Below are 15,794 nucleotides of genomic sequence, written 5' to 3'. Positions count from 1 at the left end.
CCACTTTGCTACAAGTTTAGTTTGTTACTTAAAAGTTGGGACAGGTTCTGAAACTCATCGATTGACAATTTGTCATAGAGAAAATCAGTTGGACTTTGTTCCGTTACTTGTTTGCTGCAGCAATGGTCGATTAGATTCGTCAAATGTTTTTGGAATAAAAACAATATTCGTTCAATGGTTTGTTGCTGGTATTCTTGCTTGTTATAGTTGCATGTAATAATTAACTGTTCATTCTCATTAATAATGCAGTTGACATCTAACGCTACGGATCTTTCCGTAAAGGGACTAGCCTCTTCTCCTGAGGAAAATTTAGAAAGTGTAAATACATCTGTATCTAGTTCCGTATCAAAACGCCCCATATAATTAAAGGCAATTTCAGGAGCGACTTGAAAGGCAGTCACACCAGACTCATTCACTTGAGCATAGTTTAATACCCCATACCCAAAGCCCTTGTTCGGTATCCTTCTAAGGCTATCTTTGATGTTCTTAATCTGATATGAAAGATCATGCGCATTGTCCACTTCCAGTAAAAATGGATACATTGTTGTGAACCAACCAACGGTTCTGGAAATGTTCATTTCCTGAAACACTTCTTCTCGCCCATGCCCTTCAAGATAGATCAACACACGAGACTGCTGAGTCCATTCTTTGATACTTAATCCAAGAGCAGTGAGCAAAATGTCATTAATTTCAGTATTGTAGGCCTGGTGCACCTGTCTTAATAATTTACTAGTGTTCTCATTATCAAGTGAGACACTTACATTTTCGCTATCACGCAACATATTGGTTTCATAGGAACTATCTTTAGGTAACGTTCCAGACTCAGTTTGCTCCAGCTGTGTCCAGTATTCCAGTTCTTGTGCCAGCTCCTCGCTTGTTGCATATTGGCTTATTTCTTGTGCCCAAGAGCGGTACGAATCTGTTTTGTCTGGCAAGAGTAGTGCTGCCCCCTGCTGATATTGCTGATAAAGGGACGTAAAATCTTGTAAAATAATTCTCCACGAAACCCCGTCAACTACCAGGTGATGAACTGCAATGAGCAGGTGATCTCCCTCAGCAGTCCGGAATAATCCCAGCTTCATTAAAGGGCCGGTTGTGAGATTGAAGCTACTTTGAATAGCCGTTGCTTCTTGCTCAATCCATGCTTCTGCTGGTAGACTTTCAGGCAGTGATTTTATCATCAAGGATAGTGGTTGATTGTTTAGCCCTTCATTGTATTGAACGACGCGATCTTCTCTCTGACAGAATGTCATTCTTAAGGCATCATGCTGTTTAATGATGCAGTCAAATGCAGCCACAATCCCTTGCTCATCAAAACCGTCTTCAGAAAATAGCATGACGGACTGATTAAAATGCTGAGGACTTATCTTCTGTAGATGGAAGAATCGCTGCTGTATTGGCGTTAAAGGCAGCTCCCCCTCAATAGCTTCCTGACTAATTTTCCGACGGATTACCTTAACGAATGGGCTCAATTGTCTAATCTGAGGGTACAAAAATAATTCTTTAATGCTTAGCTTGTAGCCATGTGTGTTCAAACGCGAGACGATTTGCAGACCCTTAATAGAGTCTCCGCCCAAATCAAAGAAGTTGTGAGTTGCACTCACGCCTGTTACGGCAAGCACTTCCTCCCATATTTGGGCCAGCAATACTTCAGTCTCACCTGTTGGTTCCACATACTCCACTTCTAAGGCACCGCTCCAGTCAGGTTCAGGTAATGCTTTACGGTTAATCTTTCCGCCAGGTGTAATGGGGATCACGTCAAGCGGAACATACACCGAAGGTATCATGTAATCAGGAAGCTCCTTAGCCAACTGCATTTTGATATGATCCGTATCTAATCGATTAGCTGAAACCACATACGCGCATAAATAAGAACTTCCCTTATTCTCTTTGACCATTACGACAGTTTCCTGAATATCAGCTATGCCTAAAAGATGATATTCAATTTCACTAAGCTCAATCCTATAGCCGCGAATTTTGACCTGAAAATCGGATCTACCCAGGAAAGCAATGTTACCGTCAGGCAAGTATTTAGCTAAATCTCCTGTTTTATAGAGCTTTTCATAGCCAGGCATTGAATAAGGATTATCTATAAAGCTAGCCTTCGTTTTAGTCGGATCATTCAAATATCCAATCCCAAGTGGTGTACCTGCAATATACATTTCTCCTGTGATTCCTACGGGAACCCTTTTTAGTCCAGGGTCCAATATATAAATCTTGGTATTGGCAATTGGCTTTCCGATAGGAATTCTGTCTTCATCTCCTGTCACTCGATAAGCAACACAGCCTATACTTGCCTCCGTTGGACCATACAGGTTCGTGATTTGAACATGAGGAAAAATGGTTAAAAACGTATGAACCGTCGATGGCGTAATTTCTTCACCACCAAGAATAACTTGTTGAAGAGAATCCAATTGCTTGGTTCGAGTTGAATTTTGGTCCAACTGGTTGACAATAGCATTAAATACGGATGGAACGAAGTCTGTAAAAGAAATACGCTCCTGTTCAATGATATTCGTCATGTACGTAGCATCCACGGTCATGCCTGTTTCCGGCAACACGGTCGTTCCGCCGTTCATTAATGGCCAAAACAATTGCCATACCGCGCTGTCGTATACATGATGAGTCGTCTGGAGAACACTTTGTGCAGCCGATGTTCCAAAATAGTCGTTCATCCATAGAAAACGATTGGTGATTCCTTTATGGGCAGCAATAACCCCTTTTGGTTTGCCAGTTGAACCCGAAGTAAAGATTACATAGATTGGTGATTCCATATCTACATCTACTGCCGGGTTACTGATAGCGTTACTCCTCTTTTCGACTACAGAGCAGTCTATAACTAGATACTCTTCAGCCTTTATTTCTGAACTGATAGGTGTACTTGGATTGACCAATAGGGTAGAACTTCCCAAATCCTCCAGGGCGCTCTGTAAGCGGTCAATAGGCCACTCTGTATCAAGAGGCGAAAAAGCAGCACCTGTTTTCATAACAGCCAGTATGGATACTACCAGTTCCAAGCTCCGTTCCATGAGTATAGGCACATAACTTCCAAGTCCAATTCCTCTAGCCAACAAATTGCTTGCTATCGCGTTCGCCTGATCATTTAACTCCTTGTAGGTCAGCACCTGATCTTGATAGATAACAGCTTTAGCATCCGGTCTTCTATCAGCCTGCTCCTCAATATAATGATGTATGGGTCTTGGCTGTGGATAAGCTGTATGAGTGCTGTTATACCGTTCCTCCATAGCAGCCGCTTCTGTTGCGCTTAGAAGATTAATATCAGTCAATGCCATATCAGCGTTTTGGACTACTTCCTCCAATACATTCAGGTAATGCTCGACGAGAAGCTCAATTGTTTCTTTTTTATACAGTTTTGTACTGTACTCAAATTCCAGATGAACTCTCCCAGCCTTTTGTTCGGCATTCAGTACAAGATCGAATTTGGAAATACCCGTTTTGAACGGATATAGCTCAAAATTAAGGTTATCGGCTTGCCACTGCTGTGCATCCGTATTCATAAAGGAGAACATCGTGTCAAACAACGGATTTCGACTCAGGTCTCTCTTGATGGACAGCTTATCAACCAGTTCGGCAAATGAATACGATTGATTTTGCAGAGCTTGCAGCGTGTTTTCTTTTACTTCGTTCAAAAAGGTTTTGAAGCTCTTATGACTAGCCGGATGGTTTCGAATAGCCAGGGTATTGACGAATAACCCTACGATCCCATTGGTATCTGCATGCGTTCGTCCAGATGTTGGAATGCCGATTACGATATCTTCCTGTCCCGCATATTTCCCCAGCAGCACATTATAGGCAGCAAATAGAAGCATAAAGAGTGTGCTATCTGTTTGAATACACGTGAGATTCAACTGTTCTATAAGCTTTTCGGACAGTTCGACTTTCACCATATCTCCAACAAAACTCTGCAATTGTGGCCGCTGATAGTCTGTAGGAAGATCTAGTACGGGAAGTTCTCCTTTATATTGATCAAGCCAATACTGTTCTTGCTTTGCATGAATTTCTGTATTCGATCTGAGCCAAGCAGAGTAATCTTTGTATTGAAGCGGTAAAGCGGGAAGTTCTTCTCCCTTGTACAGCTTGTTCCATTCGTTAATAATAGTGTCGATAGAAGTACCGTCAGCTATCAAATGGTGCATATCAATAAGAAGCATAAATTTATCACGATTCATTTGAAGAAGCTCTGCCCGAAATAGTGGGGCTTTACCAACATCAAAAGGACGGATGAAATTATGGATCAATGTATCTATGCCCTTTGGCGTAATATCACCAGCAGCCCGGGCAAAGCCAAGTTCAAAGCTTACCTCTGGTTGTACAAATTGCACCGCTCTATCATCCACGTATCCGAACGAGGTCCGAAATGCTTCATGCCGGGCTAATAATTGTTCAAAGGTACGCTCCACTCTTCTTCGATCTACATGACCTTCGATCATCAATGCTGCCGACATGTTGTAAGCCACACCCGTCTCATCTAGCGGTAGCACGGCCAACAATCTGGATTGTGCTGGAGAAACCTCATAATAAGCTCCCTCAGTCACTGCCTCAATTCGTTGGTAATCTGTGGGTTTGGCAGCAAGAATCTTCTTGGAGAGCGCTTCGATTGTTGGTGCCCCAAATATATCTTGAGTTGAAATTTCGATATGAAAGACCTCGTTGATTTTCGCAGTCAACAGGGTCGCTTTCATCGAGTGCCCACCTATTTCAAAAAAATGATCGTGTATACCAATCGGAGAAATCTCCAGCAGATCCTGCCACATTTCGATCAATAGCTGCTCCGTTTCATTATTGGGCCCAACGTGCTGTAATTCTTTGCTAGAATGCTCCCCTGGTTCAGGTAATGCACTTTTACTAACTTTGCCGTTTGCTGTCAGCGGCATCGCATCCAACAAGAATACATGGGCTGGTACCATATAATGAGGCAGGCTTGACGACAGATAGTCTTTCAAAACATCTACTGTAACCGATTCCCGCAAAACGGCATAAGCGCATAAATACGGATTGTCATCTGTTCCTTTAATCACTACTGCTGCCTCTTTTACCGCTCTATGAGCCAACAATGTGCTTTCAATTTCACCTGGCTCAATCCGGTAGCCCCTGATTTTAACTTGTTGATCTGCGCGGCCAAGATACTCTAGCGTTCCGTCAGGTAACCATCTCGCTAAATCTCCTGTTCTGTAGAGCTTCATATTGTCCAAATAAGGGTGTGGGATAAATTTCTGCGCCGTAAGCTCAGGACGATTACGATATTCTCGCGCAATTCCTTTACCCCAAACGCATAATTCTCCTGAAAGCCCTATTGGCCGCAACTGCAAGTATTGATCCAGAATGAGAACGCCCGTATTAGGAATCGGCTTTCCAATACACCCCACTTCTTCAGGCCTCATATCTCGTAACATCGTTGTAACTACACTATTTTCTGTTGGACCATACTCATTGAACAATTGAATGCCAGGATGTTTGGCTTGGCTGGCTTCTATCAACCGTTTCGTTGCTTTCTCACCGCCTAACGTTACAACCTTGAGAGACTTGGCTTCATCTGGAGTCAGACCCTCTATAATAGACATGTACATAGAAGGAGTGCACACGAGATGTGTAATATGATTTGATAAAATTAAGGTCTTCAGAGCCGATAATTCACTCAGTTCCTCATTCGTAGGCAGCACTACCGTACTTCCAGACAGCAGCGGAGTAAAAAAGGCACCCACAAAAGCATCAAATGAGCTAGACAGCATTGGCAGGATACGGTCTGCTGCTTCTAGTGCATATTCATTTATTCTCCAAGATAACGTATTTAATATCGCTCGATGCTCAATACAAACTCCTTTAGGAGTACCCGTTGAGCCCGATGTATAGATCACATATGCCAAATGACTTGAATCCGATTCCCACTTTGAAGACAACTTGCTTTCTGTTTTATACCACTCATCATCGTCCATATTTAGGACTAAACCTTCATAAGTAGTAGCATTGTAATTAGATGAGTCATTCAACAACAGGAGAGCAGCCCCGCTATCCTCAAGCATAAAGTGAATTCGTTCTTCTGGATAAGAACTGTCGATTGGAAGATAGGCGCCACCGGCTTTTAAAATAGCCAACATACCAACGGCCAAATCTAATGAACGGCCCGCCATTAAGCCGACTACAGTTTCTGCCCCTACTCCCCGCTTCATTAATGCCCTCGCCAGCTGATTTGATTTCTCGTTCAGCTCTTTATAAGTAATCACATGTCCCTGATGAACTACAGCTACATGATCCGGACTTTTGAGAGCTTGCTCTTCGAATTGCAAGTGCAACGTTTCTTGTTTCTCCACTATCGATGAAGAGGGCAGATCAAAAGTGTTAAAGCCGTGTATTAGCTGCAACTTCTCTTCCTCAGGTAACCATTCCAACTTCCCAATCTCGCTCCAAGGTTGTTCTAAAATGGAGCGTAATATTTGTATATAGAGGCTAGCAAGGCGATCAATCGTTTCTGATCGGAACAATTGGGTACAATAATTGAAGCGTAAGGCTAGACCCTCCTGCCATTCGTCAGCACTTAGTACCAAATCGAACTGGGAAATCCCTGGATTGAATTCACTTGGATGAAATTTTACTCCATTGGCTTCAAGAGAACTCATTTCAAAATTCTGCATGACAAACATCGTATCAAACAAAGGATTGCGTCCTTGGTCACGGCGGATATCCAGTCTCTCAATCAATGCTTCAAAAGGATAGTCTTGATAATCCATAGCTCGCAGAGTCGTTTCCTTGACCTCTTGCAAAAACGAATGAAAACTCCGCTGAGGAGACGGACGGTTCCGCAAAGCTAACGTGTTAACAAACATTCCTATCATCGTTTCCGTGTCCGGATGCTGGCGTCCTGCCACCGCTGTTCCTACAATAATATCTTCCTGACCCGTATACTTTGCGAGCAGTATATTGTAAGCCGCAAGCAGGATCATAAAGGCCGTAGTCCCCGTATTTTTGGCAAGTTTCTTTAATTCCTCTGTCATTGCTGAAGTGATGTTATACGACAATACAGCCCCTTCGTAGCTTTGATGTAATGGTCTAGGGAAGTCCGTAGGCATTGCCAGTACAGGTAATTCTCCGTTCAAAACATTTTTCCAATAATGTTCCTGTTCAAACAAACGGTTGCTGGTATATTGTTCCTTTTGCCATGCAACAAAATCTTTATATTGAATTTGGATCGGAGCTAACATTTCACTCCGATACAGCTGTACGAGTTCATTAAGGAAAATGGATAACGAAAGCCCATCTGCAATACTGTGATGCATATCCATGACCAACATATGTTTATTAGCTTCAAAGCGAAACAATTCTGCTCTGAAGAGTGGCCATTGGCGCAAGTCAAACGGACGGACAAACAATCGACTCATCTCGTCTGCATCTTTCTCCAATATTTCTGTGACTTTGATTTCAAAAGCCGGCTCATCATGAATGACTTGTACAATTTCGCCATCCACGATATTAAAAGAAGTACGAAATGATTCATGACGCCGAATCAAATCCAGGCAAGCCTTCTGAAGACGGGGGATGTCTAGATCCCCATCAATACGCACCTGGCCCGTAATATTGTAAGCTGTACCTATCCCCATATCCTGCAAGACAAACATACGTCTTTGGGCATCAGATACTGCATAATGCGTACATTCTTCGAGCTTTTTAATAGAAACGTCTGTACCTTGTTTGGCTCCTTCGATCACCTTGGTCAAGGCCGAAACTGTCGGTGAATGAAAAAGTACATTCAAGGGGATTCGTTTGCCAAACTCTTGATGAACTCGGGCAAGCAAGAGAGTCGCCTTCAACGAATCTCCTCCTAGATCAAAGAAATTGTCATCAGATCTAATACGATTCAATCCCAGCACCGTTCCCCAAATTTCCTCTACTTTTCTCTCCGTGCTACTAACTGCCTCAACAGGTTCTTTGCTAACAGCTTGTTTCATAGTAGAAAGTTGCGACAAATCTACATATCCCTGTGAATTTAAGGGCATGTTTTCAAGCTGAATGATCTGTTGAGGTACCCATTGGTCTTGCAAATGATTTCGCAATTGCTTGCGTAGGATTTCCTCTATTCCATCATTAAGACTCGTAACATATGCAACCAGATGGGTGTCTGCTCTGTCCTCTGTACTCTGAACTATCACTTGGCACTCGCTAATTTGTGGAATAGAGGTAATAAATCGTTCAAGCTGTTCAGTATATATGGCATGTCCTTTTATATAGGCTCGCTTCTGAACAGGTCCCAACAGTCGCAATTCACCGTTTGCGGTTCGCAAAGCCAGGATTCCTGTCGGTAAATACACTGAATTTTCGGAAGGAGATTCGTTTTCCTGTACTACATGCAGTTCCCCGATCGTCCCCACAGGCGCAGGTTGCAGATAATGATCCAGTAAATAGATGGCTCTTGGTGAATCGTTGTCCGTGATGCCGCTGGATTCGAGTTCCACATAGTCCCTGTAGTTTTTAACCCCATATTTCAGTTCATCCTGATTTAAGAGGGAGATATCTACAAAATCCCGTTCCTGCCCATCAGCAATCGTATTTAGGATGTGTAAAAAATACTCTGCCCAAATCTGCATTGTTTCCGGTGCGGCCAAGCTGGCTTTAATATCAAAATCAAACCAAAGCTCTCCCTCGACCTCCATCACATTGAGAAACATGTCATATTTGGAGTACAGGATCGGCGTCTGTATCAATTCGACGTCCAGTCCATGAAAATGGAAATTCTGCATTGGTCGATCCATATTGAAGATGACATTCATCTCAGGTATCCGTATGTTCTCAATACGCTCAATCAGATCAGCAAAAGAGTAGCTTTGAAGCGGTTCGACCTCCTGCATGACTTGCTTAACTTGTGCCATATACTTAAATAAAGAATCTTTACTGGCAATATGGCTCACAATCGGCAGCATGTTAACACAGTTACCGATCAAATTAATTTGTTCCATTCTAGACTGTCCAGAGGTAGGAATACCTACTACTATCGTTGTGTTTCCAGTTAAGCGGTGCAGAAACACCTTATATGCACTCAGCAGTGTAACAAACAGGCTGTTACCCGCTTTAATGCTAAGCTTTTTCAACTTTCTCGCCAGCGTACTGTCTGCCCGAATATTTATTCTTCTTCCTCTATACGATGGTTTCTTCATGCCACCGTCCTCAGACGGAATGTCCATGGCGACAGGGACGGAATCCAATGTCCGTGCCCAGTAAGAAACTGCCTCACTCACTCCTGCATGTTCTAGCTCCAACTGTTGCCAAGCCTGAAATTCTCTGAATTTTGGCGGTACAGGCAACGTGACTATATTTTCACCTTTGCAGAAAGAAGTGTAGGCTTGCTCCCATTCACGGATAAACACTGCCATCGACCAACCATCAGCAACAATATGATGAAATGTGAACACCACAATATGTTCTTCCGGTTGTAAACGTAAAATGTGAGTTCGGAACAGCGGATCTTTGGACGTCAAATCAAACGCCCTTTTTCCCTCTTCCTCAAACCATTGCTTGACCTTTTCTTCGTGCTCTGATAGAGGAGATCCTGAGAAATCACTCAGTGAGATGACCACATTCACGTTGTCAAGAACATGCTGTTCTTCGCCATCGAGGTCAATAACCGTCCGTAGCGAATCATGCCGGTTCACAATTGCTTGAACTGAACGTTTTACAGTATCAAGCTGCAGTTGACCCTGCATCCGCAAGGCTGCTATTTCATTGAATGCAGTGGATGAATCACTTCTGGATTGCGTAGCAAACCAAATTTGCTGCTGCTCCTTTGTTAAAGGGAACGATGAGGATTCGATGGGAACCACATTATTTTTTCGGTTTCCATTTCCATCCGGTGATGGCGTATTGTCAGGTAAGAATCCCCCTTTTCTCAATTCCTCCACGCTTTCCTTTACAGCCTGTGTAATTAGTTGAAGGTCTCCATCTGTATGAGCAGTCGATAAAAAGCAATTGCGACCTTCCCAAATGTAAATTCCCTTGTCAATCAGCAGATGGAAAAAGAGCTCAATGTCGCCAAACGAAACAAACCGGAATAGTGAGCCATAGTTCACCATGTGGATAGGTACACTATTTTGTTTAAAATAAGTATTCAGCTCTGCTACCCATTCGTTGGTTCTTCGGTTCAGTTGTTCCTGAAGATTCGGCCCTTCAGACTTCAAATATTTCAAAGTCGCTAGAGCCGTGTGCATGGTCAGCGGATATGTGCAGAAAGTACCGCCTACGAATGTTTTAATATTCGTATTTTCCGGATAGGAGTCGTCTCCGAACGACCACACACCTCCATCTACAGTGTCCATAAACTCTGGGCTTCCGGCGACAATGCCAACAGGCATACCTCCACCCGCCACTTTTCCGTAAGTAACTAGATCAGCTTTAATTCCAAACCAGGCCTGAGCACCTCCTGGATGAATTCTAAATCCTGTAATTACTTCATCAAAAATAAGTGCCGTTCCCGAATTTGCTGTGATCTCGCGAATTTGCTTCAAGAACTCCTTTGGTTGCAAATCCGGTCTGCGACTCTGTACAGGCTCCACCAATACGGCAGCAAGTTCATGTGCATAATGTTTGATAGCTTTTATAGAATCCGGGTGATTATAAGGGAGTACAATAACATCCTCCATCATGCTCGAAGGAATTCCCGGTGCCATGGGTAACGCCTCTCCCCCGCTTGAGTTCGGATCGGACACAGCCAGTACACCATCGAACGTTCCATGGTAAGAACCAGCAAACAGCACTATTTTGGAGCGTCCTGTAGCCGCTCTAGCCAAACGTAAAGCGACCATAACAGCTTCTGACCCCGAATTATAAAAGGCAACCCGCTCCACACCTGTCAGCTCGCTAATCAAGGCAGCAACCTCACCTGCTGTATTTGACATAGGGCCGATCGAAGGCGTACGGTCGTGCACATTGCTCCGCAAAGTATCGGTTAGCCAAGCTGGGTTATGACCCAGTAAATGAACCCCGAAGCCCATAGTTAGATCAATGTACTCATTCCCATCTACATCCCATATCCTTGAACCCGAAGCGCTCTCTGAAATGATAGGATATACGATTTCTTTCCAATAGGATCGGAACCCAGACACATGACGATTATTAGCATGAACCAATCGACTTTCCTGTGTGTATTTCTTGGACCCGAGGGTTCGTTGAGTATATCGTTTAATAAAACGCTGTAAGAAATCATTTTGCCGCGCACTGTATCCACTTTCCTCACCGATCAGTAGAGGTTGATAGGGTACAAAGGGTTTGGATTCAGTAGTTGTATTCACTTTAATTGTAGAAGTGATAGGCACGTCAGTTGCCACAGCATGCAGAGTTGTAGGCTGAACACTGGCTGTGTCTTTGTTTGTTGTTAACGGTGCAGCCTGAATAGTTCCCCCTTGACCGCCACTAAGCATCTCTAGTTGTTTGGTCAACACTTGAGTAAGTCCAAGCTGTTGGTTGTTCAGTAATTCAATTTGTTGAGAGAGTAACTTTTCCAGGCCACCAAACTCGGACGAAGACTTTGCAGCAACCGTATTTTCTGGATTGACTTCTGTCCGATCATCGACCGTACTTAGAGCATCAGCAGCCGCTACCGATTGGGTGGTATATGTCAAATCTGAAATAAACGTTGTTAGACGATCCAGGTTTGTAACACTTTCAAAGAAGTGGTTCATGGGAACATCCACATTAAATTGTTCTCTAATTTCTTTTTGAACTTGAACTAGCATAATTGAATCCAAGCCCATTTCGAGAAAATGCATCTGCTCATCCAGTTGTTCCACCGTAAAACCGGAAACTTTACTGATTACATCTTTTAATACTTTGGAAATCTTCGCTGTGTAGTCTAGCTGATCTGTGGCTTGCAGTTCTTTTGGATACGCGGACTCCATACTTTTCTCCTCCCTGCCTACGTTACTTATCTGCACTACTTTTGGAGTAAACCAACAACGATTTCGTTCAAAAGGGTACAAAGGCAGCGACTGGATTATTTTGATATCATCCGCATAAAGCGCTTGCCACGGAATAGCCATACCTTTGACGTACAGTTCACCCAATTGGCGTAGAGCGTGAACATCTGTATGTGCACTTGCTCTAATGGCTGTAATCAATCGACCTACCGTATCATCTTTTTCCCGTTTATGATCAACGCTCTGTTTATGAGAACCTATATACATATCAGGTGCATTTTCTTGTTTGTTCCCGGAAGTCCATCGCTTCAACTTGTGTAATAAATCCTCTGGACTGGAAGTAATAACTGCTAATTTATGTTCCATATGAGCTCTACCGATATGTGTGGTATAGCACATCTGCTCCAAGGAAACCGCTGGATTTTGGCGTAAATAGTCCACATATTCCTCAACCAAATGATGCAGGCTTCGCTCATTTTTTGCAGAAACCGTAAAAAGATGAACGCCATCCGGCGTGTTTACAGAATCATCATCTGTTCGCGTTTCTATAAACTCTTCCATAACAACATGAGCATTTGTTCCACTGAAACCAAAAGAACTTACTCCGCAGCGAAGTGGGGCATCATTTGAACTTAAATCCGCTACTTCTGTCGTCAAATAAAACGGCGACAATTCAAAATTAATACGGGAACTAGGCCTCTTAAAATGAACCAACGGAGGATTCTTCCTCGTTTGCAGCATCAGAACTGCTTTAATAAGACTGGATATTCCTGCTGCTTCAAATAAGTGACCAATATTGGGTTTGACAGAACCGATTGCACAAAATTGTTTTTTATCCGTATATTTTTCAAAGGCTTGTGTCAATCCCGCGATCTCAATAGGGTCCCCCAGTTTAGTTCCCGTTCCATGAGCTTCGATAAATGATAGAGTTTCCGGGTGAATAGCCGCATCATTCCAAGCGGCCTCTACCACTTCTGCCTGTGCGGAAGGACTAGGTGCAGTAATACCTACCGTTGTACCATCCTGATTCACCGCACTTCCTTTAATCACAGCATAAATACGATCTCCGTCTTGCAATGCTTGATTGAGAGACTTCAACAGAACCGCTGCAACCCCTTCTCCCACACCTGTTCCATCCGCCTCTGCATCAAAGGTACGAGCTCTGTAATTTGGCGATTCCATATCTAGTCCCAGCTTCACTGGCAATAGCATCGTTCGGATTCCTCCAGCGATCGCCATCTTGCAATCCCCCGTCGCTAACGCCTTACAAGCCATATGAATCGCGACAAGTGAAGAGGAGCACGCCGTATCCACTGTTACTGCTGGACCTTTCAAATTAAGAAAGTAAGAAATTCGACTTGCCAGCACTGACGGTAAATTCCCAACAATATACTGGTGAAATTTGTCCGGTTCTCCTTTAGAGAGCATCCGCTCATAATCGTAGCCCACTTTTGAGAATCCGACGTAAACTCCTACCTTTTGTCCATGAATCCGATCCCCTGCATAGCCCCCATCCTCAAGTGCATGCCATGCGGTCTGAAGGAATAATCTCTGATTTGGGTCCATATAGCTTGCTTCCACAGGACTCAGCTTGAAGAACGCATAATCAAATTTGTCAATTTCTTCTAGGAAGCCACCTTCTATAAACTCTTCTTCTCCCTTCCTTTGATCCACAACTGATAAATAATCGATGGCGTCTTGCTTACGTTGAGAGCTTAAGTTCCCGATACAGTCATCGCCCTGAACAATATGATCCCAATACTGTGACACAGATGAAGAACCAGGTAAGTCCAAAGAAAGCCCAATAATAGCCACGTCCTTGCTATGATTGTGATCCGTATCATCTGTAGGAATATGCTGTTGTTCAGAATCGGCAGGGCTCGCCAAAAATTCTGCCAAGTGAGCTATTGAGGGGTGATCAAACAAATCGGTAACTGCAAGCTTAATCCCCAGCTGATTTTCAATTTTGTCTGTAATCTGAACCAGTTGTAGGGAATTGGCTCCTAAATCAAAATAGCTATCTCTCGTATCAACCTCTTCCCTAAGTAATACCTCGCAGCAAATATCGTGAAGTACTTTTTCGATCTCAAACGAAAGTGTAGGCAATTTTTGATTTTTGTTTTCTTGCTCCATGATCCCTTTTAAAACTATCGAAGTCTCCTGATAATGTCCCGCTTCATACTGAGCCGCAAGCTTATACCTCTGTAACTTCCCACTGGTCGTTTTGGGCATTTGCTTAATAGGTATAATATCGTGAACCGCCCATCCTCCATGACGATACAAATGTTTTTTTAATTGAGATGCAATTGGAGAAAATTTTTCTATCGTCTTTTTGGATACGACAAATACCACAATTTCCTCTGATTCCATCCCATTTACACGAACTCCACACGCCGCCACACGATTAAGTTCGACTCCTTCTACTTCCTCAGCGATACGCTCGATGTCATGAGGGTAAACGTTCTGTCCATTTACAAATATGATATCCTTTGCTCTCCCTGTGACGACTAATTGACCTTCACGGAAGAACCCCAGATCGCCAGTTCTCACCCATCCATCTAACGTCAAAAGTTTGGATGTCGAATCTTCGTTGTTATAGTATCCTTTTGTAACATTTTCACCTTTGATTTGTATGTGCCCAATAACGCGATCCGCGACTTCTGCATCCTCGTCATCGCATATTCTGATTTCACAATAATCTAACGACTGACCGACCACAACAAATGGCAGAGCATTATGAAAAGTCTTGTCTACCTCCAAGACGGACTCTCCAATGTTTAAGTGCTTACGATCAACATAAACGGTTATATATTCAGTATTGATGGGCGGGATAGCAACTGCAACCGATGCTTCTGCTAAACCATATGATGTTCGCATGCTCGTTCTTTTTAATCCAAAAGGAGCTAATTTATCAAGAAAGGTGTCACACAATTCAGGAGAGATAGGTTCAGCACCATTGATGATGGCACGGATCTTGGACAGGTTCCAGTTCTTCACTTTTTCAGGTTTGAAAAATTGCATGAAATACTTATATCCGAAGTTTGGCGATGAAATAATGCTTACTTGATGTTCACTAGCTTTTTTTATCCAAAGTACTGGCTGACGAATGAATAACGAAGTCGGCATAATGTACTGATTCACTCCAGCAACTAATGGGGTAATATGATTGTAAATTAAACCCATATCATGGGTTAGAGGCATCCACTGCAAGAACGAATCTTGCTCTGTGACGACTGTCCTATTTATAATTCCACTTGTGTTATGAATGAGATTATGATGTGTAAGGATGACTCCCTTAGGATCACCTGTGGAACCGGAGGAGAACTGAATAAATGCTATATCCTCCAATTGGGGGGTGTGTATCTTTGCAAAGGATTGCTTGGGTTGTTCATGGTCTTGAAGAAGTAATTGATGACGATGGCGAATGTTTTCGAATAGGTCATCTTGGTTGCTTTTCAATGTATATTTCTCAAGGTCTTTTAATATTTTGGGCTCGATGAGTAAAAAAGGATCGTTAAGAACATCCCAAATTTTAAAAAGTTTCATTCTATGCTCATCATTGTTACCGATGCTGACAGGTACCGGAATCATGCCACCAAGAATGCAAGCCCAAAACGCTTTTACAAAATGGCGATTATTTTCTATTTGAAATACAATTTCTTGTCCCTGCTTAACTCCTGCATCCTGAAGATTCCCCAGAAATGCTAGAGCTTCCCAATATAAATCTTTATAAGTAAGTGTTGTTTCATTTTGATCCGATTCAATAAAAGTAATAAATTTATGATCACACTTTCCCCGTTCTGTAATAACATCAAGCAGTGTTTTGAACCTATTTGTATACATGCTATTCCCCCGTATATCGTAAGATTTATTAGCTTC

At 42.9% G+C, this 15,794-nt stretch carries 1 protein-coding gene; it reads right to left on the bottom strand.

Annotated features, from left to right (window positions below; translation table 11 throughout):
- Positions 1 to 8: 8 nt before the first annotated feature.
- On the bottom strand, positions 9 to 15,758 hold the full coding sequence (locus EGM68_RS05190; RefSeq protein WP_129548765.1) for a non-ribosomal peptide synthetase: 15,750 nt from the start codon (positions 15,756 to 15,758) through the stop codon (positions 9 to 11).
- Positions 15,759 to 15,794: the final 36 nt, after the last annotated feature.

It is taken from the genome of Paenibacillus sp. M-152 (genome assembly GCF_003856555.1).
Classification (GTDB): Bacteria; Bacillota; Bacilli; order Paenibacillales; family Paenibacillaceae; genus Paenibacillus; species Paenibacillus polymyxa_C.
This window is presented reverse-complemented; position numbering and strand designations above follow the sequence as displayed.